21 protein-coding genes are annotated in these 20,718 nt (G+C 63.7%); 9 read left to right on the top strand and 12 right to left on the bottom strand.

Annotation, left to right across the window (positions count from 1 at the left end):
* Nucleotides 1-4: 4 nt before the first annotated feature.
* Nucleotides 5-427, bottom strand: coding sequence for a VOC family protein (locus tag DFR67_RS11500; RefSeq protein WP_110469672.1), 423 nt, complete (start codon nt 425-427; stop codon nt 5-7).
* A 222-nt stretch (nt 428-649) separates the two neighbouring features.
* Here DFR67_RS11500 and DFR67_RS11495 point away from each other — a divergent pair, with 222 nt between their 5' ends.
* Nucleotides 650-2,029, top strand: a complete 1,380-nt coding sequence (locus DFR67_RS11495) for a chloride channel protein (protein WP_245937889.1) — start codon at nt 650-652, stop codon at nt 2,027-2,029.
* Here DFR67_RS11495 and DFR67_RS11490 read toward each other — a convergent pair.
* Both DFR67_RS11490 and DFR67_RS11485 read right to left on the bottom strand, forming a co-directional pair.
* Nucleotides 2,020-2,358 carry a rhodanese-like domain-containing protein gene (locus tag DFR67_RS11490; protein ID WP_110469671.1) on the bottom strand — a complete coding sequence of 113 codons (339 nt, stop codon included), beginning with the start codon at nt 2,356-2,358 and terminating at the stop codon, nt 2,020-2,022. The two genes, DFR67_RS11495 and DFR67_RS11490, sit on opposite strands and share 10 nt — an antisense overlap.
* Complete coding sequence (locus tag DFR67_RS11485) at nt 2,355-2,711, bottom strand: Fe-S protein (protein ID WP_110469670.1); 357 nt, start codon at nt 2,709-2,711, stop codon at nt 2,355-2,357. The genes DFR67_RS11490 and DFR67_RS11485 overlap by 4 nt, the downstream gene beginning before the upstream one ends.
* An 83-nt stretch (nt 2,712-2,794) precedes the next feature.
* On the opposite strand from DFR67_RS11485, the gene DFR67_RS11480 reads away from it, so the two are divergent.
* From DFR67_RS11480 to DFR67_RS11470, 3 genes are all read left to right on the top strand, one after another.
* Nucleotides 2,795-3,256 carry a MarR family winged helix-turn-helix transcriptional regulator gene (locus DFR67_RS11480; RefSeq protein WP_245937888.1) on the top strand — a complete coding sequence of 154 codons (462 nt, stop codon included), beginning with the start codon at nt 2,795-2,797 and terminating at the stop codon, nt 3,254-3,256.
* 226 nt (nt 3,257-3,482) lie between these two features.
* Nucleotides 3,483-5,720, top strand: a complete 2,238-nt coding sequence (locus DFR67_RS11475; protein ID WP_110469669.1) for an NADP-dependent isocitrate dehydrogenase — start codon at nt 3,483-3,485, stop codon at nt 5,718-5,720.
* A 230-nt stretch (nt 5,721-5,950) separates the two neighbouring features.
* Entirely contained in the window at nt 5,951-6,544 is a 594-nt protein-coding gene (locus tag DFR67_RS11470; protein ID WP_110469668.1) for a cysteine hydrolase family protein, read from the top strand.
* Nucleotides 6,545-6,723: 179 nt separating this feature from the next.
* Here the strand turns inward: DFR67_RS11470 and DFR67_RS11465 are convergent, their stop codons facing one another.
* The 7 genes from DFR67_RS11465 to DFR67_RS11435 all read right to left on the bottom strand — a co-directional run bounded on the left by DFR67_RS11465 (nt 6,724) and on the right by DFR67_RS11435 (nt 14,066).
* Nucleotides 6,724-7,968 (bottom strand): HNH endonuclease signature motif containing protein, encoded by a 1,245-nt coding sequence (locus DFR67_RS11465; RefSeq protein ID WP_245937887.1) that lies wholly within the window; start codon nt 7,966-7,968, stop codon nt 6,724-6,726.
* A 220-nt stretch (nt 7,969-8,188) separates the two neighbouring features.
* Nucleotides 8,189-8,950 (bottom strand): TauD/TfdA dioxygenase family protein, encoded by a 762-nt coding sequence (locus tag DFR67_RS11460; RefSeq protein WP_110469667.1) that lies wholly within the window; start codon nt 8,948-8,950, stop codon nt 8,189-8,191.
* Nucleotides 8,950-10,020 carry a D-alanine--D-alanine ligase family protein gene (locus DFR67_RS11455; RefSeq protein WP_110469666.1) on the bottom strand — a complete coding sequence of 357 codons (1,071 nt, stop codon included), beginning with the start codon at nt 10,018-10,020 and terminating at the stop codon, nt 8,950-8,952. Before DFR67_RS11455 ends, DFR67_RS11460 begins: the two co-directional genes overlap by 1 nt.
* Nucleotides 10,020-11,321 carry an ATP-grasp domain-containing protein gene (locus tag DFR67_RS11450; protein ID WP_110469665.1) on the bottom strand — a complete coding sequence of 434 codons (1,302 nt, stop codon included), beginning with the start codon at nt 11,319-11,321 and terminating at the stop codon, nt 10,020-10,022. The genes DFR67_RS11455 and DFR67_RS11450 overlap by 1 nt, the downstream gene beginning before the upstream one ends.
* A gap of 2 nt (nt 11,322-11,323) precedes the next feature.
* Nucleotides 11,324-12,151: an O-methyltransferase gene (locus tag DFR67_RS11445; protein WP_110469664.1), complete on the bottom strand. Its 828-nt coding sequence runs from the start codon at nt 12,149-12,151 to the stop codon at nt 11,324-11,326.
* Nucleotides 12,144-13,370: a sedoheptulose 7-phosphate cyclase gene (locus DFR67_RS11440; RefSeq protein WP_110469663.1), complete on the bottom strand. Its 1,227-nt coding sequence runs from the start codon at nt 13,368-13,370 to the stop codon at nt 12,144-12,146. Before DFR67_RS11440 ends, DFR67_RS11445 begins: the two co-directional genes overlap by 8 nt.
* Nucleotides 13,371-13,397: 27 nt before the next feature.
* Nucleotides 13,398-14,066, bottom strand: a complete 669-nt coding sequence (locus tag DFR67_RS11435) for an HAD family hydrolase (protein ID WP_110469856.1) — start codon at nt 14,064-14,066, stop codon at nt 13,398-13,400.
* 235 nt (nt 14,067-14,301) lie between these two features.
* Here DFR67_RS11435 and DFR67_RS11430 point away from each other — a divergent pair, with 235 nt between their 5' ends.
* Complete coding sequence (locus tag DFR67_RS11430) at nt 14,302-14,940, top strand: maleylpyruvate isomerase family mycothiol-dependent enzyme (protein WP_110469855.1); 639 nt, start codon at nt 14,302-14,304, stop codon at nt 14,938-14,940.
* 102 nt (nt 14,941-15,042) lie between these two features.
* Here DFR67_RS11430 and DFR67_RS11425 read toward each other — a convergent pair whose 3' ends face one another.
* Nucleotides 15,043-15,801 carry an IclR family transcriptional regulator gene (locus DFR67_RS11425; RefSeq protein ID WP_425451268.1) on the bottom strand — a complete coding sequence of 253 codons (759 nt, stop codon included), beginning with the start codon at nt 15,799-15,801 and terminating at the stop codon, nt 15,043-15,045.
* A 165-nt stretch (nt 15,802-15,966) separates the two neighbouring features.
* On the opposite strand from DFR67_RS11425, the gene DFR67_RS11420 reads away from it, so the two are divergent.
* Genes DFR67_RS11420 through DFR67_RS11410 form a run of 3 tightly spaced genes read left to right on the top strand, consistent with a single transcriptional unit; the run spans nt 15,967 to nt 18,574 of the window.
* Entirely contained in the window at nt 15,967-16,734 is a 768-nt protein-coding gene (locus DFR67_RS11420; RefSeq protein ID WP_211325013.1) for a CoA transferase subunit A, read from the top strand.
* On the top strand, nt 16,731-17,393 hold the full coding sequence (locus tag DFR67_RS11415; protein WP_110469662.1) for a 3-oxoacid CoA-transferase subunit B: 663 nt from the start codon (nt 16,731-16,733) through the stop codon (nt 17,391-17,393). The genes DFR67_RS11420 and DFR67_RS11415 overlap by 4 nt, the downstream gene beginning before the upstream one ends.
* Nucleotides 17,390-18,574 carry an acetyl-CoA C-acetyltransferase gene (locus DFR67_RS11410; protein ID WP_110469661.1) on the top strand — a complete coding sequence of 395 codons (1,185 nt, stop codon included), beginning with the start codon at nt 17,390-17,392 and terminating at the stop codon, nt 18,572-18,574. Before DFR67_RS11415 ends, DFR67_RS11410 begins: the two co-directional genes overlap by 4 nt.
* A gap of 39 nt (nt 18,575-18,613) precedes the next feature.
* On the opposite strand, the gene DFR67_RS11405 is transcribed toward DFR67_RS11410, so the two are convergent.
* Nucleotides 18,614-20,050, bottom strand: coding sequence for an alpha/beta hydrolase (locus DFR67_RS11405; protein ID WP_110469852.1), 1,437 nt, complete (start codon nt 20,048-20,050; stop codon nt 18,614-18,616).
* Nucleotides 20,051-20,295: 245 nt separating this feature from the next.
* On the opposite strand from DFR67_RS11405, the gene DFR67_RS11400 reads away from it, so the two are divergent.
* The gene (locus tag DFR67_RS11400; RefSeq protein ID WP_110469660.1) at nt 20,296-20,547 is read left to right on the top strand and encodes a DUF6480 family protein; all 252 of its coding nucleotides are present in this window, start codon (nt 20,296-20,298) and stop codon (nt 20,545-20,547) included.
* Nucleotides 20,548-20,718: the final 171 nt, after the last annotated feature.

The raw sequence follows: 20,718 nt of genomic DNA, 5'->3' as shown, positions 1-20,718 counted from the left end.
GACGTCAGGCGCTGTAGGCGACGGCGATGTCGAGAACCCAGGTCACCCCGAACTTGTCGGTGAGCATGCCGTAGAGCGGTGACCAGCCTGCGGGGCCGAGTGGGACCGCGGTGTTTGCCCCAATGCTCAGACGCTCCCAATAGGCTGAGATCTCGGTCTCGTCGGTGCCCCGGACAGAGACGAAGAACGGGCTCTCGCCCGGACTCCATGGGCGCGAGGAGGGCACATCGAAGGCCATGATGTGGAAGCCCGAGGGCGATGTCACCTGCCCCCAGCTGACTTGATCGGCTTCTTCCGGGATCTCGACGTTCTGAGCGTCGGTGTTGGTGGCCACGATCAGGTCACCACCGAACACGGACTGATAGAACTCGAGCGCTTCGCGGGCGTTCCCACGCAGGTTGATGTGGGCGACGGTGGTGATGGTCATGAGGTCTCCATGAGGTTGTTGTCGGGTGTCTGACAGGGCAACCTTCACAGGTGTAGAGGACAGTTCGTGTCCGCTACTGCCGCCGGGCACCGTCGACTTTCACCCGTCTCGGATGAGGACCCGAGCCGGACACGGCTGACAAGCTGAACGCGCCACCATGGTCGGGCGCCACCGGTCCATGTCAGCCGCCCAGCCTGGATGTAATCGGCTTCTGGAGGCCTGTTGACCACTCCCGCCCCGGACGTCGATCTCGCGACCGTCATGCGTTCGAAGCCCTACGCAGTGGCATTGCTGCTGGCAGCTGCCCTGGGCATACCGATCTCACTGATCGCCTACGGATTTCTGGCCGCCGTCACGAAGATCCAGAGGTACGTGTTCAGCGACCTGCCCGGAGACATCTTCTCCGGCGGTACACCGGCGTGGTGGCCGATCCCCTGGCTGGCGCTGTGCGGCGTGCTGACCGCTCTGACCATCCGCTACCTTCCCGGCAACGCAGGGCACTCCCCCGCCTTCGGCTTTCACGCCGGCGGCACACCGGTGGACAAGGAGTTACCCGGCATCATCCTGGCGGCCCTCGCGACGCTGAGTTTGGGTGCCGTCCTCGGCCCTGAGGCGCCGCTGATCGCGATCGGCGGCGGCCTTGCCGTGGTCACGGTGCACCTGCTGAAATCCGATGCCCCGCCGATGGCCCTGGTGATCATGGCTTCGGCGGGCAGCTTCACCGCCATCAGCACACTGTTCGGTTCCCCGATCCTCGCAGCTTTTCTGATCATGGAAGCAGCCGGCATCGGCGGCGCAACGCTCAGTCTCGTGGCGGTACCGGGGCTCCTGTCCTCCGGGATCGGCGCCGTCGTCTTCATCGGCCTCGACGACCTGACCGGACTCGGCACCTTCTCCCTGGCACTCACATCGGTTCCGACAGCGGTGAATCCGACTGTCGCGACCCTGTGTTGGGCCGTCGTCATAGGAGCCATCGCGGCGGTCCTGGGCTGGGTGATCCGCTTCGTCGGACTGTCCCTGCGGCCTGTCGTGCACGCGCGCCGCATCGTGGTCACGGCGGGACTCGGACTGCTCATCGGCGTCACCGCCACCGCGTACCAACTGATGTCCGGGAACGCGTTCACGCAGGTGTTGTTCTCAGGGCAGGACGCGCTGCCCGAGCTCGTCGCGCACGCCGCCGACTACTCGGTCGGGGTTCTCCTGCTTCTGGGCCTGTGCAAGACCGTCGTGTATTCGATCTCGCTGAGCGCCTTCCGCGGCGGGCCCGTCTTCCCGTCGATCTTCATCGGCGCCGTTCTCGGGATCGCGATGAACGGATTGCCCGGCATGAGCATGGCGCCCGCCATCGCAATGGGCATCGGTGCGATGTGCGCGGTGATGCTGCGGCTCCCGCTGACCTCCGCGCTGCTCGGGGTCCTGCTGCTCGGCGCCGACGGTGTGACGGTCACGCCTCAGGTGATCGTCGCTGTCGCGGTGGCGTTCGTCTTGATCAACGTGTTCCCCGACACCGGCGCGGAGAAGACCACGCCCTCGCCGACACCCGAGGGTTCGGACCTCCCGGCCTCGCGACCGTCGTCGCCGAGCGGTGACACCTACGCCTGACCGTCGACCAACGGCCCACCGGCGCCGCGCCAGTCGATCAGTCCCCTGCTGATGTTCCTGGCGTCGAAACCCGATTCGATCAACAGGTTTGCAGCCCCCGAAGACCGCAGCACACCGGTGCAAAAGGTGAGCAGCACGCGATCTTCGGGTAGTTCCTCGCACCGTCGCTGCAGCTCCTCCAGAGGGATGTGTACGGCACCGGGGATATGGGTGCGCCTCCACTCGAAATGGCGACGGACGTCGATGATCAGCGCGTTGTCGCGGACGAGAGCCATGGCCTCGGCCGCTGAGACCGCGGGCGCGCGATGGAGGTGATGGCGGACACTCATCGCCAGATGACCCCGATGCCGGCGGCAAGCAGAGACAGCACACCGACCGCATAGAAGAGGCCGCGCGGAACCGCTTCCCCGGTGCGTCGCTGCCGGGCGTTGCCCATTCCCAGTAGGCCGCCGAGTACGACGAGGATGGCGAGTTTGATGCCCACCTTGACGTAGTTGATGTCGACACCCGCGGGCCATGGCGCGGCGAGGATGGCGCCGCTGACCAGCGAGACCACCAGGCCGTAGTCCATCACCCGGGTCGTGCGCAGTCTCCGGGTGGCCGCCTCGGTGGCCCAGGCACCGAAGGTCACTGCGAAGCCGATCAGATGGATCCAGATGACGACGTTGCGCAGGGTTTCCATAACCGTCTCTTCCCGAATGGAGCGGCGACCCCTCGGACGAGGAGTTTCAGTTAGACTGTAACTTGTGAAGAAGGGTTGTCAACGTGGCCGATGAACAGTCCGAACCAGGATCAGACGCGGCAGTTCCCGCGCCGAGTGCCGCGTTTCTCCTGACGGTCCTCGGTCGCCAGATCCGCGAGCGGGTCGACAGTGCACTGCGAGAGGAGGGCATCGCCGTGCGCCACATCTCCGCGCTCGGTCACCTGTCGCGGAGGCCGGGACTCTCGTACAGCGAGCTCGGCCGCAGGGCAGCGGTCACGCCCCAGAGCATGCAGGCGACCCTGAACAAACTCGAGGACCTGGGCGCGGTCGAGAGAACCGGTGGCAGCGGTCGGGGCCGCAGCGCGACACTGTTCGTCACCGACGAGGGCCGACGCCTGATCAACGTCGGCATGGCCTCGTACGCAGCGCTCGATGACACCCTTGCCGAGCACCTCGGCCAGGACACGCTACGGGCCCTGACCCCGGCGCTGATGCGCGCGTTCCGGGCATTCGCCGATGACTGAAGTGGCACCGCCGACAAGAATCTGATTCTCTTATACGAGAAGATCACTTTTGTCATCACGGCTCCTCGGCCCGCCCGTCGACGCTCGGGTCGCGCCGGATCAGGGTCGGGTGGCCGGACCCCTACCGGACCGTTCGTACGCACGATCTCGAGCGCGACGTGATACTGGTAGAGGCATGGCAGGAAGATCCCTGCCGCACGTGACGAATATGGAGACGAGCGCGAATATGAACGCTAAGCAGCCGACGATCATCTACACACTGACAGACGAGGCGCCAATGCTTGCGACCCACGCATTCCTGCCTGTCATACGTGCATTTGCCGATGCTGCCGACATCAACGTCGAATCCACGGACATCTCCGTGGCAGCCCGCATCCTCGCCGAGTTCAGCGATCTCCTTCCTGAAGACCAGCGAGTCCCGGACAACCTCGGCGAACTGGGACGTCTGACGCAACTGCCCGAGACCAACATCATCAAGCTGCCCAACATCAGCGCCTCGGTGCCGCAGCTGCTGGCCGCGATCAAGGAACTCCAGGGGAAGGGCTACAAGCTCCCCGACTTCCCCGGCAACCCGAAGACGGACGAAGACAAAGCGATACGAGACCGCTACACCAAGTGTCTCGGCAGCGCGGTCAACCCGGTCCTGCGCGAGGGCAACTCAGATCGCCGGGCTCCGAAGGCCGTCAAGGAATATGCGCGCAAGCACCCGCACAGCATGACCGAATGGTCGCCCGCATCGCGGACCCATGTGGCGCACATGCGTGAGGGCGATTTCTACCACGGCGAGAAGTCGACAACCGTCGACGGCGACCGTGAAGTGAAGATGGAACTGCTCACAGACAGCGGCGAGACCATCGTCCTCAAGCCCAAGGTCTCGCTGACCGACGGCGACGTGATCGACAGCATGTTCATGAGCAAGAAGGCGTTGATCAAGTTCTACGAGGAGCAGATGGAGGACGCCTACAAGACGGGCGTCATGTTCTCCCTCCACGTCAAGGCGACGATGATGCGCGTCTCCCACCCCATCGTTTTCGGCCACGCCGTCCGGGTCTTCTACAAAGACGCGTTCGCCAAGCACGGTGACCTGTTCGAGGAACTGGGCGTCAACGTCAACAACGGACTGTCGGACCTCTACGACAAGATCGAGTCGCTCCCCGCGTCCCAGCGCGAAGAGATCATCGACGATCTGCACAAGTGCCATGAGCATCGCCCCGAACTGGCCATGGTCGACTCGGCCCGGGGCATCTCGAACTTCCATTCCCCCAGCGACGTGATCGTCGACGCATCGATGCCCGCGATGATCCGCGCAGGCGGCAAGATGTGGGGTGCCGACGGCCGGCCCAAGGACACCAAGGCCGTCAACCCCGAGTCGACGTTCTCCCGGATCTATCAGGAGATGGTCAACTTCTGCAAGACCAACGGAGCCTTCGACCCCACCACCATGGGCACCGTTCCCAACGTCGGCCTGATGGCGCAGAAGGCCGAGGAGTACGGCTCCCACGACAAGACCTTCGAGGTCCCGCAGGGCGGTACCGCCAACATCACCGACCTCGCCACCGGTGAGGTGCTCCTGACGCAGACCGTGGAAGCCGGCGACATCTGGCGGCTGTGCATCGTCAAGGACGCGCCCATCCAGGACTGGGTCAAACTCGCGGTGACGCGCACCCGCGACTCGGGCATCCCGGTGATCTTCTGGCTCGACCCCTACCGCCCGCACGAGAACGAGCTGATCACCAAGGTCAAGACCTACCTCAAGGATCACGACACCGAAGGCCTCGACATCCAGATCATGTCGCAGGTCCGCGCGATGCGGTACACCCTCGAGCGCGTGGTCCGCGGACTCGACACCATCTCCGCGACGGGCAACATCCTCCGCGACTACCTCACCGACCTGTTCCCGATCCTCGAACTCGGCACCAGCGCCAAGATGCTCTCGATCGTCCCGCTGATGGCCGGCGGCGGACTCTACGAGACGGGCGCGGGCGGCAGCGCCCCCAAGCACGTCAAACAGCTGCTGGAGGAGAATCACCTGCGCTGGGATTCACTCGGTGAGTTCCTCGCTCTCGCGGTCAGTCTCGAGGATCTGGGCAAGAAGACCGGTGACGCCCGGGCCACGATCCTGTCGAAGACCCTCGACGCGGCGACCGGCAAACTGCTGGAGAACAACAAGGGGCCCTCCCGCAAGGTGGGCGAGATCGACAACCGCGGCAGCCAGTTCTACCTCGCGCTCTACTGGGCGAAGGAACTGGCGGCCCAGACCGACGACAAGGATCTGCAGACGCACTTTGCCGCCCTGGCAGAGAAGCTGAGCGCGAACGAAGACACCATCGTCAGGGAATTGGGTGACGCGCAAGGCGAGCCGGTGGACATCGGCGGCTACTACTTCCCCGATCCCGAGATCACCGCTGCGGTGATGCGCCCGAGCAAGACCTTCAACGAAGCGCTGGGCTCCGCGCTGAAGTAGCCACCTCACCCAGCTGCTCCACTTTCGGCAATCTGCTCCACTTCCAGCACACTGGAAGTGGAGCAGATTCGTTCACGTGGAGCACATCTGGGAACCGTCTGCGGTCGTGAGGTCGGTCGCCGAGAGCGGTTTCACCTACGGTCCGAGAGCCTCCAAATGACCGTCGGTGCAACCTTCATGCAACCCGCCTCCACGTACGGTCTGGTGACGTACATCACAGGAGGATCTGAATGACCGAGCCGATGACACTTCGACAGCTCACCGGGATGCCCGAAAGTCCCTCGCCACTGCGCGGATCCACGCTGGTGATGATCGATTGCCAGAACACGTACACGCAGGGTGTCCTCGAACTAGAGGGCGTGCAGCAGGCGCTGGACTCGGCTGCGGAGTTACTCGACCGCGCCAGAACTGCCGGAATCCCGATCATCCACATCATGCACGACGCCGGAGCTGGAAGCCCGTACGACGTCAACGCCGACATCGGTCAGATCGTCAGTCGGGTCGCACCGAAGGGCGACGAGCCGGTGATCGTGAAGAACTATCCCAACTCATTTGTCGGCACCGATCTCGAGGGGAAGCTCAAGAGTCTCGGCGCGAGCAACTTGCTGCTGGCCGGGTTCATGACCCACATGTGCGTCAACTCGACTGCGCGCGGCGCATTCAGCCTCGGATACAGCCCGACTGTCGTGGCCAGCGCCACCGCGACGAGAAAGCTCCCCGGCGCGGGTGGAGTCGACGCGAGTGCCCTGCAGGTGGCGAGCCTCGCCGCGATCGCCGACCTTTTCGGGGTGGTCGCACCAGACGTCGCATCCGTTCCGGACTGAAACCCAGTCAGCCGTTGCGGTTGCGCTGATGAGACGTCACCGCTGCCGAGACGGTCTCACACTATGAAGTTTTCAAACATCAAGCCGCACAGGGAGCCTGTACTGCGGTAGTAACTTCGGGCTGCGTCGTCGTGTGGAGTTTCTCGTGAACTTGTGGCGGCCTCGATCGGTCGGCGGGATTAGGCGGCGAGTGGTTCGTTGGTCAGGGTGCGTCTGGCGTGGGACCGCATTGGTTCGGTCTTCCCGGGCGCTATGAACCAGGGGTGGCCGTCGTGTCCGAGGAACACGGTCCAGCCTTTGTGGTGGATGTAGTTGTGGTGCCGTCTGCACAGCAGGACGGTGTTGGCCAGGCTCGTCTCACCACCGTGACTCCAGAACGTGATGTGATGAGCGTCGGTCCATCCGGCGGGGCAGCCGCAGCCCGGGAACGCACAGCCCTTGTCCCGCGCAATCAATGCTTTACGAATGGCGGGTGTGACCGTCCGGAACTCACGCCCCACCTGCAGGGGTACGGCGTTGTTGTCGAGCAGGATTTTGGTGATCACCGAATCGCAGGCAATAGTCTGCGCGGTCGGCAGCGACACCGGCCCGGTCCATTCGAACGTTGCGGGTGCGGTCGGGACTTTCGCGTCCGGGATGCCGTTCATCTGAAACGCCAACAGTTGCTCCGCGGAGACGGTCATCGTCACCCGCGGCTTGACCCCACCTTCGGTGGGCCGATCCTGGTGAGCGAAGAACACATCCAGGATCTTTCCGAGGGCTTCGGCGAGACGCTGCGAGGTGCTGCGCGGATCCGGTGACCCGTCCGGTTCGGGGACGGGTTTGGCCAGCGGACGCAACGCGGTCGCCAGTTTCTCCCCCAGGGCTTTGTCCAGGTCCAGGGTGCCGTGGGTGCGGCCATCATCGCCGGTCCCGAACGACACCTCGTTGAGCTCATCATTCTCCGCATCCGCCGTTTCTTTGTCCGGCGGCGACAAGGCGATCGCCATCTCGTGGGCCCGCTCGACAACCGCGGCCGGCGTCGAGATACGCGCCTCGGTCAACAACCCACGCACGCAGTCGGCACGATCAGTCTCCGACAGGTCGGGGTCGCGGCGGTCGATGTGATGCAAGCCTTTGACGATGGCGTCCACGTGCTCCCCGGACAGAGTCCCGTCCACGGCATACGCAGCGACCGAGGGGATGGAGCCGAGGGCGCGACCGACCCGTACGTAGCGGTGCGCAACAGCCGGCGATACCTGCACCGATCGCAGCAGCTCAGCAGTCGAATCCGCACCGAGTGTCTTGGCCACACCACGCTTGTCAAGGTCGGCGGTGAACCGAAACAGCAATGCGTCCAACACATTCTTGGCCCGCAATGCGTAGACCGTCTCCTCCGACAACGCCACATCGTCGAGCGGCGCCAGCAATGGATCAGCCGCCATCGTTGATAAGTGTTCGAACAACCCCCGAAAGTTCATGACTCAAATCTACCGCCAAACGCCGGATAGCACAAGTGTTCGAAGGGTCTTATTTCACTGTGCTGCAACATCTTTCGCTATGCAAAGCACTGTCGGCGGCAGTGTAGCAAGGCAGTCTGACATCGCCCGCTACGTACGAAAAAGGGCACGGTCGACGGTCAGATCGGCACGGTCGATGGTTGCTTCAGCGAACCATCCCCCGGTGCATCACCCGGTCGCCGACCACGCCGCTGTGGTCTGCGCGATGCATTACGACCCGGTTGTCCCACATCACGACGTCTCCGGCAGACCAGGCATGCCGAAAGACGTTGTCGCTTCGCGTCGAGTGCGCGATGAGGTCGGCGACGATCTGTGCAACTTCTTCGGGCGTCTTGCCGGTGATCGCCTCACACCTCGCCGCCGCCGACAGATACAGCGCGGTGCGCCCCGACAACGGGTGGGTGAGAAGGAGCGGGTGCGCAGCAGAGGTTTGGGCGTCCTCGCCGGGGTCGACCCCGGTGACCACATGGGTCATGAGTCGACCGGCCAAGTCGTCGCGGACCGCTTCCGTGAGCGTGTCGTGCGCCGCATACTGATTGCTGAACTGGGTATGGCCACCTTCATCGGGCACATTCACCGCACGCAACGCGGTGAACCGGGGCGGATGCGATACGTACGTCGTGTCGACATGGAACGTCGACTTCGGAGGTGTCGCCCGGCCGACGTTGCTGATGACGTTGAGGTCAGGGTAGCCGGCCAGCGGCAGCTCTCCCGCGGTGAACATCAGCTCACCGAATTGCTTCAAAAACGCGAGAAACACACCGTCGTCGATCTTTTGGTCCGGGATGACCAGCACACCGCACTCGGCCAACAGCTTCTCGAGGGTGGCCACATCGGCAGTGCCCACGCCATCCAGAGACAGATCTGTGACGCGAACGCCGATGGGATCGAGGACCTGATATTCCATCACCGGGCCTTCTCTCGCGCGATCTCCTGCAAGCCCATCTCGAGCAGCTCATCGACACCGATGCCGGCCGCGGCGGCCATCACAGAGATCACGCTGCTCGGTGAGTACGAGCAGTACAGTCCTGCCTCGAGAAACCACGGCACTCCGGCTGGATCGATCCGGAAGTCGAACAGACTGTAGTGCCGGCACCCGAGAGCGATGTGACACCGCCGGGCGGCCGCCCACACCGCCTCTGTGACCGGGTCGTCCACGTCGACGATCCATGCCTTGGTGGATTCCTTTGCCACCAGATACAACTCGCCGTCCGCAGTCCGTTCGAGTTTGTCGGCCCTTGCGCGGATGGGGTGCTCCCGTTCGTCGACCGCGTATTCTTCCAGCGGCAAACAGACCAATTCGCCTTCTCTGACGATGATCCCGCATCGCACTTCCCGACCGAGCGGTACGTATGTTTCGACGATGACCGACTCCGAGTACAGGAGCGCGTCGTCGATCGCGAGTGCCATGTCCGCTTCTTCTCGTACCAAACTGACGCCCATGGAGTTGTCGGAGTCAGCGGGTTTGACGACGACGGGCATATTTCCGGTGTACTTCTCGCCGGCCCGAAGGACCTCGCCGGCCGGCACCGCGACCCCCGCTGCGGCAACCACCGCACGAGCAAGGTGTTTGTCCGCAGTCATCGCCATGACATCGGCGCGATTACCGAGGTGTGGGATCCCGAGGAGGTCGAACAGCGAGCGATACGTCGTCATCCCCGGTCGACAGAACATCTCGGGGATCATGATGTCGTGCTGTCGCGCCTCGATGTAGCTCACCGCATCCGACAATGAGACCGGTTGAGCAGCTGCAGTGTCCACCTCGTCTAGGCTGCGCGGAAATCTCCAACTGCCATCCGGGGACACATAGGCGATCTCGATCCGGTAGTCCGCCAGGTCATGAAACACATCCAGAAAGCCCTTCGCATAGACCCGCGACAGGTCGGCGCGAAAGAAGTCGACCGGCGACCCGACGAGCATCAACACGGAGATGGAGCGGAGCGGGGACTGATCCGGCTCGATGCGCTGAGGTTGCATCAGTCTCCACCCGTCTCGACAAGCTTACCGATGTTGAAATCGATTCGTGTCCAGTCTTTCCCGGCGACAAGGCTCTTTACGAGCAACGACGGGATCTGCAGGTGATGAACGAGCAGGTAAGGCAATGGATCCCATGCGGCGAAGATGGCGTCACGGCCCCGCGCGATGACACGCACGCGCCGGCGACGACCCGGTTCGGTCAGCAGCCGCCACAGCTCGTGGTAGATCCAATACGTGGGCAGCGAATCCGGTTCCGGAACGATCATCGGGTGATTGTCGTCGAGATAGGCGGCGGCGAGTCGCGGATGCCCTTCGAACATCGTGATGGCCGAGTGGGTCCGGGGATTACATTCGATGGCGTAGGCATGCCCGTCGTCACCCTCGATGAAGTCGAACGAATACTGACCGCTGACGCCGAGCCGACTCACGAAAGTCTGGACCCACGAGAGAATCTCCGGTTTGTCGACCATCTCGTAATTGACTTGAAATGCAGACGATTCACAGCAGGCATACACCTGCAGGCTCCCTGCGCGCGCGGTACCGTGCGTGCAGTACTCCTGGCCTGCGATGTACTCCTGCAAGATCCACGGGTCGTCCTCCGAGATCTGCAAACTGGCCGCGAACTGTAGATTCCGCTCCGGCGTCGCATCCGAGAGCTTCGTCAGATCCATCCGGCCGACCGGGTTGTAAGCGATCCGCTTGAGAATGTATTCGCGACCGGGTGGAAAGTCGAACTCCGCGATCTGCGCCGGGTCGGTGATACGCCGCGAATCCGGCACCCGAACACCCGCCGACCGTGCGAATTCCGAGAAACGATCCTTGTCATCCACCATGCGCACCGTCCGGGAGTTACCGTGCACAACGTCGCAGAAGTCGCCGAGGAACTCACCCGCATCCGCGTCATGGACGCTGGCAGCCGGACTCGCGACCGGAACGAATACATCGACTTCCTCTCGCTTGACCAGATCGAGCAGCGCGTCGGCATAGTGCGGTGAGGTCGGCTCCGGAATGCAGTGGAACTTGTCGACGGCTCGAGAGAACCGGTGACCGGTGAAACGGTACTTCGCGGATTCGGCCAAGATGACCCGGTGCCCTGCCAGATGAAAGGCGCGGGCGATGGACAGTGACTTGGTCATCTTGCCGCCGGTGACGAGAACGGTGCGTCGCCTGTCCGTCGCGTCCACCACCGGTGGGGGCACCCGACGTATCAGGGCGATCGCCGTCACCGCCAGATCGACCGGCAACGTTGCCAAGAGACCTGCCAATGCAGCTACTGTTTTGATCGACGATGTTGCTGTCATGATCAGTCCGAACCTTTTCGCCGGATGAGAGTCACCCCGTCCCGCAACGGCAGCAGTACCTGTTCCACCCTGGAGTCATTGGCCACTGCGCGGTTGAAATCTGCAATCGCTTGTCCATTGGTGGAGCGAGCACCGTGATCTGTGTACGGCTCGCCCTGCAGGAGTGTGTTGTCCACGGCGATCACTCCGTGTTGCGCAAGGAGTCCACTCCCGATGAGGTAGTGGAAGTAGTCGAGGTACCCGGTCTTGTCTGCATCGATGAAGACGAGGTCGAACGGACCTTCCAGCCGCAGCACTGTGGTCAGGGCAGGACCGACTTCGACGCGAATCCGCGCACCTGCCGGAGATTCGGAGAAACACTGACGGGCGACGTCGGCGACATAGGGATCGACCTCGCACGCCACCACCTCGCCATCGTCGGGGAGAGCTTCGGCCATCGCCAGCGCGGAGTATCCGGTGAACATCCCGATGTCGAGGACGCGGCGAGCCCGAGTCATGTGCACCAGAAACTTCAGGGTCTGACCCTCCACATGCCCCGACAACATCTCCTGCTCCAGCGGCCCAGAACCGGAGACCAGCGACCGGTCTGTCCACTGCTCCGCCCGGGTGCGCGCCGCGAGCGCGGCAAGCGCCGGCGACTCCGGGGTCGAGCACTGCTCGAGATAGGGGTCGAGACCCCGTGCCAGGTCACGTGTCCTACGCAACCGTTCTTTGATCGCTGAATCGAGTACCGGCACTGCGTCGACCAACTCGACGAGCTCCGACAACTCCGCCGCAAGAATCGTCGACGGTGTGACCGGATGAGTCGGGGTCGTCACCGTCTCAGCCATCGACGGAGGCGAGATGCGCGGATGTGAACATCTCGACCCCTGCACCTTCGCGTTCGAAGTCGAGGCAGATCTTCTTGTGCACAGTGAGGGTGTCGGCGAGTTCGTGGACGGTGACGTCGTTGAGGAACTGGCACTGACCGATCGGGTTGGGTACCGCGGCCCGAAGCAAACCATCTCGCGTCCTGAGGATGGATGTTGTCGCCTCAGAGAGCAGTTCGGGTGTGAGGTGCTCGCTGTCGAGAGCCAGGCCCAGACGGTTCATCACCCCGAGGATCCGGTCGCGGTCCTCCACCGAGATGAGGCCACGCTTTTCGGCGAGCGTCGTCGACAGGGCCATGTCGATGTTGATCGCATGTCCATGAAAGAACGGTTGCGGCGGTGTGAGTTCGAGTGTCGGACTCCACGTATGTCCGAACGCGATGACCCGGTCGAGCATCAGCTCATGAAGGTTCGGCGCCTCGAGTTCGAGCATCGTCTCGATGGCCTGATAGGTGAGGTTGTCCGCAACTGCACGGAGTTCGACCGTTCCGTCCAGATGCCCGAATCGGGTCCGCAACAACTCGGGACCGTACTCGTCGAGCATGTCGAAGATGTTCGCATTACCGACCGTGGCGATCTTGATCAACTCAGCCATGCCGTTTCGCACCTGATCGGCAGGCAGAGTCCGAAGGAAAGAGAAGTCCAGCAACACCTTTTGGGATGCGTGGTAGGCGCCCAGCCGGTTCTTGTGTTTGCCGTGGTTGACCGCCACCTTGATGGACACACTGGCGTCGATCAGTCCGATCAACGTCGTCGGAATGCGGATATAGGGTGTGTTCCGTCGATAGCTCGCACATGCGAACCCGGCAACATCTGTGGTGAGTCCCCCGCCGACCACCAGGACGGGCTCGGTGCGAACGAGCCCGAACTCGTCGAACTTGCCGACGATCTCCTCGAAGGTGCTCAATGACTTTGCGGTCTCGGCGATTCCGACCGGAACGACCGCGAGCTGCAGGTCGTGGTGTTCGAAGTAACGATGGATCTGCGTACCGTAAAGTGCGTACACGGACTCGTCGATCACCATCAGAGCGCGGCCGTAACCGCGATAGCTGTCGGCGAGTTCTGACTGGTCGGTCGAGAAGACCCCGTCGACGTACAGCAGGTCGTACTCGATCTTCTCGTAGCCTTCAACGTGGAATGCGCGCTCGGTGGCGGTGACGCGGGCTTGGATGTCGCTCATGTGAGTCCTCTCTGACTGCGGGTAGCGCTAGTGATCGTTCTCGGTCAGGGCGCGCAAACGATCTGCGTCGAGCTGACCGACAACCTCGACTGCTTCAGAGAAGTCGCCGCTCACGGTGTTCTGATTCGGGAACGCCACGCAGATCACCGAGGCAGCCTTGGCCGCATGGACTCCGCCGACGTTGTCTTCGATCGCGACGCAGGAATCAGCATCCTCGCCGAGTTGGTCCAGTGCATACCTGTATGACGCCGGGTCAGGCTTGCCCGTGTCGACGTTCGTGGAATCGACCACCACGTCGAAGGTTTCGCGGGAGACCTCCGGGAGTCCGGCGAGCAGCGCGGTGACGTTCTCAGGCGACGTCGTCGTCACCAGTCCCAGTTTGACGTTGTGTGCCTTGGCAGCCGCAACCGCGTCCAGGACGCCGGCGCGGGGCTCGATGCCGAGCATCGAGATCAGTTCCTGGAATATCGACGATTTGGTCGCATGGACCGCCGCTGCGTCCACGGTCTCGTTGCGCGACTTCGCGTAGTCTGCAATTCGCTGTGCGCCACCGTTACTTCCCAGCATGGCGATGTAGTCGTCTCGACCCCATTTCCAATCCAGGCCATGGGCTTCGAACGCCTCGTTGAACGCACGGCGCTGGATTTCAGAGGTGTCTGCGAGGGTGCTGATCGATCCAAACAAGATGGCAGCCATCATGTTCCTTCCTGGAAACCGTTGACTATCAATGCCATTGCTCGACCCCTTCGAGTGTGCAGAGAGCAGGTGTCGGCAAGGTCGCACCTGACATCACGAAAAGGTAACGAAAAGTCACAGATCGATAACGGACCATCGGGCGATGGTCGCTCATCGCAGCGCGGCCATCGAACGGATATAGAAATCGGAGCCGAGGCGTCGATGAGTTCTCGGGTCCATGCAGGTCTACCTGCACATGGGAACGACATTGTCCAAGGTATGGCCGACCGTCCACGCAGAAAGAGCGCAACTCGTCGACGATCTGAGCCGTGTGCCAGATGCCGCATGGTCGACACCTTCGTTGTGTCCAGGATGGAGCGTTCACGATGTCCTGGCTCACCTGATCGACGCCGCCACGACCACGAGACTGGGGTTCGGGCGTCGGTTGATCGTCGCCCGCTTCGACTTCGACCGCGACAATGAGACCGGGATCGCGATGAAGAAGTGCGCGTCTCCGAGTGACACCTTGGACCTGCTGCGGCGCTCAATCGACGCGACCAGTACGCCACCCGCCAATCCGGCCACCCGACTGGTCGAAGCGTTCGTCCACGGTGAGGACATTCGCCGTCCGCTGCAGATCAGTGCGACCTACCCCATCGGCCCCGTCGTCGAGGCACTGACTTATCAGTGCAGGACGACGGTCAACTTCGGCGGCGGACGCGAGCGCATCGATGGCATGCGGCTGAACACCATCGACGCCGAGTTCGAGCACGGTCCCGACGACGGTCAGCAGGTCAGTGGCACCGCCATCGACCTGCTGCTCGCTGTTTCAGGCCGCCCCGTGCCCGCGGGGGCGTTGAGCGGACCTGGCGCGAAGACGCTGGTTGCGGACTGAGCACAATCTGCTCCACTTCTGGGCAGGTGCTCCACTTCCAGAGCCCTGGAAGCGGAGCAGATTTACAGAAGTGGAGCAAATTCGGCGGCAAGACCGCTCCAGTCAGAGCTGCAGCCGCTTCGACAACAGGTGGGCGGCGTCCAGAAGCGTCGCACCCAAGGTCGGTAGCCTCTCTGGCCGGAAGCGCGTCTCGACCCCGGTGAGGCTCAGCGCCCACGCCGGACGGCCCGAACGATCGAACACGGCCGCGCCGATCCCGAAACTGCCTTCGACCAGCAACCCAGGGTTCACGGCGTATCCGGTCTGCAACGTCACCTCGATCCGCCGACGGGTGGATGATTCCGAATGCGCCTCACCCCAATCACTTTCGAGATCAGCCCGGGAGAAGTAGTCGTCGACATCCCGGGCAGGGAGATGACTCAGCACCACCAGGCCCGCCGACGCCACCCCCAGCGGGAACCGGATGCCTTCGTGCAGTACATGCGAACGCAGCGGAAAGCTGCCCTCCTGACTGAGGACGCAGACGGTCTCATCGCCGCGGCGTGCCGACAGAAACGCGCTCTCGCCGGTGTCGCGAGCAAGGCGGTCGAGGATGTCGCGGGCCTGGCCGGTGATGTCGTAACGATTGGCGGCGCTCGCGCCGAGCAGATACAACTCCGGTCCGAGTGCCCAGCGGCCGGTCTTCACATCTCGATCGATCAGACCTTCGTCCGACAACGACGTCAGCAACCGGTGGGCGGTCGGGCGGGCGATGCCGGCGGCCCTGGCCAGATCGGTGGTCGACGCCTGTTCCGCGGCGCCGACGGCACGCAACAGCGCACCCACTCGCGCCACCACACTCGGGTTGTCCACAGCAGCCACTCGCACAGTGTCGCGCGTTCACTCAGTGGACGCAACTGACCTAGCCGTCCGCACTCCGATCAATCGAGGCCGATCCGCAAGCCCGCTCTTGAACTACCACCTGCGCGAACGTTGACTGTAGGCCTGTGCGTACGTCGTCTATTCACTGAACAACTAGGAGCAATGATGGCATCGAAAGTGGTACGTTCGGCCGCGGACGCGGTCGCGGACATCCAAGACGCCGCAACGTTGGCGGTCGGCGGTTTCGGATTGTGCGGTATCCCCGACGCGCTGATCGCAGCAATCGCGGAGTCCGGAGCGGGCGACCTCGAGGTGTTCTCCAACAACTGTGGTGTCGACGACCACGGGCTGGGCATCCTGCTCTCGCTGGGCCGCATCCGACGCGTCACCGCGTCCTACGTCGGCGAGAACAAGGAGTTCGCGCGCCAATACCTCGCGGGTGAACTCGAAGTCGAACTCACCCCGCAGGGCACGCTGGCCGAGCGCCTTCGAGCCGGAGGCACCGGGATACCCGCGTTTTTCACCCCGGCCGGTGTCGGGAGCCCGATCTCCGAGGGCGGCATGCCCTGGCGCTACGCCCCCGACGGATCGATCGCCATCGCCTCGCCGCCCAAGGAAACCCGCACGTTCGGCCAGAAACGATATGTCTTGGAAGAGTCGATCAACGCCGACTTCGCGTTGGTCCACGCCGCTGTCGGCGACACCGAAGGCAATCTCGTCTTCGAGAAGACTGCGATGAACTTCAATCCTCTCGCCGCCATGGCGGGCCGCATCACCATCGCGCAGGTCGAAAAGTTGGTGGAGCCCGGCGAGATCGACCCTGCGGCAGTCCATCTGCCCGGCGTCTTCGTACAGCGCATCGTGCACACCGGACCGCAGGACAAGCGCATCGAGAAGCGCACCATCACCGAGACCGCAGGAGCACACCGATGAGCGCACCGACCACAGCCCAGGGGTGGACCAGGAACCAGATGGCCGCACGTGCGGCGGCTGACATGATCGACGGCGAATACGTCAACCTCGGAATCGGCCTGCCCACGTTGATTCCCGGCTTTCTGACCTCCGACGTCCAGGTCACCCTGCACTCGGAGAACGGTATCCTCGGCACCGGCCCATACCCGACCGACGACGCAGTCGACGCCGATCTGATCAATGCGGGCAAAGAAACAGTGACCGTCAATGCGGGTGCCGCGTTCTTCGATTCGTCGTTGTCGTTCGGCATGATTCGGGGCGGTCACATCGACACCGCCGTGCTCGGAGGCATGCAGGTGTCCCGCCACGGTGACCTCGCCAATTGGATGGTCCCCGGCAAGATGGTGAAAGGTATGGGCGGCGCGATGGATCTCGTCCACGGCGCGGCCCGGGTCATCGTCCTCATGGAGCACACTGACCGCAGCGGAAGCCCGAAGATCCTCGACGAGTGCACTCTGCCACTGACCGGCGAACGTGTGGTCGACCGCATCATCACCAACCTCGCGGTCATCGATGTGGTCGGCGACGGCACCCTCGCGCTGCGTGAGCTGGCACCCGGCGTGAGCGCCGCCGACGTCATCGCGGCCACCGGCACCGCCCTAGAGATCGAACTCTCGTGAGCGACAACACCACATCGGTCATCGTCGCCGGCGCACGCACCCCCGTCGGACGTCTCATGGGTTCGCTCGCAGGATTTTCTGGATCCGACCTCGGTGGGATCGCCATCAGAGCCGCACTCGGCAAAGCCGGGATCACCGGCGATCAGGTGCGGTACGTCATCATGGGCCAGGTACTCACCGCAGGGGCAGGGCAGATCCCCGCCCGGCAGGCCGCAGTTGCAGGTGGCATCCCGATGTCGGTGCCCGCCTTGACCATCAACAAGGTGTGTCTGTCCGGAGTCGACGCGATCGCGCTCGCCGATCAGCTCATCCGGGCAGGCGTTGTCGATGTGGTGGTCGCCGGCGGTCAAGAGTCCATGACCCAGGCCCCGCACATGCTCGCGAAGTCTCGCAGCGGCTTCAAATACGGCGACGTGACGATGCGTGACCACCTCGCCTACGACGGCCTCCACGACATCTTCACCGATCAGGCCATGGGCGCACTCACGGACAGCGTCAATCCTCTCGCTCGCGCGGAACAGGACGAGTTCGCTGCCGCATCGCATCAGCGGGCTGCCGCTGCGTGGAAGAACGGACTCTTCGCCGATGAGGTCGTCCCGGTGTCTATCCCTCAGCGCACAGGCGATCCGGTCATCTTCGACCACGATGAGGGCATCCGCGGCGACACGACGCCGGCGACGCTTGCTCGGCTGCGGCCCGCGTTCTCCCCGGACGGCACCATCACCGCGGGCAACGCGTCGAGCATCAACGACGGCGCGGCTGCGGTGGTGGTGATGAGCAAAGCCAAGGCACGCGAACTCGACCTCACCCCTCTCGCCGAGATCGGCGCCCACGGGATGGTCGCCGGCCCCGACTCGACGCTTCAACTGCAACCCGCACGCGCCATCGCCGCCGCCTGCGCCACCGAGGGCATCGACCCCACGACGCTCGATCTGGTCGAGATCAACGAGGCCTTTGCTGCTGTGGGCATCGCATCGATCCGGGAACTCGGACTCGACCCCACGCGCGTCAACGTCAACGGCGGGGCCATCGCCATCGGCCACCCTCTCGGGATGTCCGGTGCCAGAATCGCCTTGCACCTGGCCTTGGAACTGACCCGTCGCGGTGGCGGAGTCGGAGCCGCGGCGCTGTGCGGTGGTGGTGGACAAGGATCGGCGCTGATACTGCGCGTGCCGAAGTAGCAGTCGCGCCGGGGCCATGACCCGGCAATGGCGATCGGGTCAGCGCGCCGAGGAAGTCGTCGGCGTCGTGGTGGTAGTTGACGTCGACGGCGTGCTGGTGGCCGAGGTGTCCGTTGCCGTCGGCGTGGGTTCAGTCGAGGCATCCCCCGCGGGGCTTTCCGTCGACGTCACCGACACCGGCGGCTGCGTCGTCGTTGCTGATTCTGGGTCCGACGGTGCCGCGCTGGACTCCGTCGAAGCGGTTACGTCTGCCGGTAGCACCGCAGGCTCCTCGGCGACGACCAGCGCAGCATTGGTGGCCTTTGCCGCCCCGCCGGGAACCTCGCTACCGCCGGCGTCGACGACCTGCATCTTGGCGGTGACCGGCGGGGCGTTGCGCAGCGCCTCGGTCACCTCATCACGGCCGTCACGTAGTGCCCGACCCCAGTTCTCCCAGGTGTGACCGCCGTAGTTCGGCAGTACGACGACGTTCGCTCCGCTTTGCGCTGCCTGGATCTGCATCAGGATGGTGGAGACTGCGGACAGCATCTCGAGCGCAATCGCGCTGATCTGGTCCTGCGGTGCCAGCTTGGCCAGCTCACCGGGGGTCAAAAAGCCGTTGCCCGACGAGATGATGAGCACCTGACCATTGTCCTTGAGCTTGCTGACGTTCTTCGACGGATCGTTCTCGGTCCAGCGGTTGCTGCCCGGGGCACCCCACATGTTGAGGATGCCGTTGGTGTAGTTCGACACGAGCGTCTGGGATGCGAAGACCCCTAGCGCGCCCACAGGATTGTCGGTTTGGTAGTAACCGGACATCGCCTGCACGACCTTGAACTGCTCAGGGTGGCGTTCGGCCAGAGTGACTGCCGGGCCGGCAGACATCGAGAGCCCGATGATCGCATTGTTGGACGGACTGACTCCGAAGTTCTGCGCGAGATAGGCGGGAAGCTCCGAGGTCAGGAATGTCTCCTGCTTGATGGTGGCGTTCTTGTCGCCGGCGCCTGCGTCCCAGTCGGTGTAGAACGACGACGCCCCTCCGACCGGCATCACCAGCGTGGTGTCGGTGGTGCGGTCGTAAACCTGCGCGGCCTTCACGTCGGTCGTCCACGCCGAGCGATCTTCGCGAGCGCGCATGCCATCGAGCAGGTACACGCCCTGGTTGCTGCCCTCCGACGCACGGATCTGCACCATCACGAACTTGTTCTGGGACGGCGACCAGACCTGGCAGTTCTGTACGTAGTACGCCGACGAATCCCAGGAGCAGCCTTCGCGCAGCCGGTCCGGCTGACCTGCGACAGCAGAGGCGGTTCCGAAGGAGAACAAGAGAGAGCTGATCGCGGTCAGCGCGATGCTCAGCACCGCGACGACGGAGCCGATCACCAGGACTCGTGGTCCGCGTCGACGCTTCGGTGCCTCGGGCTGCGCGTGGCGGGCCTCACCGACGACTTTCCAGGCTGGGACGGAGTGACCGAACTGGTTGAACGAACTGGGCATGCGGAGGAGCTCTCCCTGATCTCGGTCCCGACCGAATCTGGTGTTGTAAGAGATGTCGTGGTCTCGCGGCAGTCCGTTACCGACCCAGCTCCCGGTCCGGGCTCGCCGCTCGGCCGTCGACTTCGTCGGATATTCCGGTGGCACGGTTCCCACGCAGTGGGGCGCCGGGCGTCATCCGACGCCCATTCCCTGAGCGGTAGCCGCTGACGCTGGTTGGCATCGGGGGGATCGGGTACTCCCCCTCCATGCCCAACAGAGACTCTGACGACTTCGCGTTCGAACCACAGAACCCCGAACCGAACGACACCACGGGACTGGAAAGCGGCGGCAGCGTCACACCGGGTGACACCCCTCCTGCCGAGACCGGCGTCGGCGGCCCCAACCATGAGCCGCCGGTGCGTGGCAAAACGATCCCGATCGTCATCATCTGCCTCGCGGTGTTCCTGGTCCTGATCATCGCCGTCGGCCTGTTCAGCCGCATTTTCGGCTTCATGTGAACCCCTGCGGGAATCCGACTCTTGGGCCCGGCCAGACCCAGGTAGTTCAGGTACCGGGCACGCCAACATGCTCCTCGACAGGTAGTGGACGCCCGATAGTGGCGTAGTCCTCTACTCACGCCACCGGCGCATCAAGTCACGACACTTGTGACATGCGCTCGGGTCGGCGGG

It is taken from the genome of Williamsia limnetica (genome assembly GCF_003217475.1).
Classification (GTDB): domain Bacteria; phylum Actinomycetota; class Actinomycetes; order Mycobacteriales; family Mycobacteriaceae; genus Williamsia; species Williamsia limnetica.
Note: the sequence above shows the minus strand (reverse complement) of the source record. Positions and strands in the feature narration are given on the sequence as shown.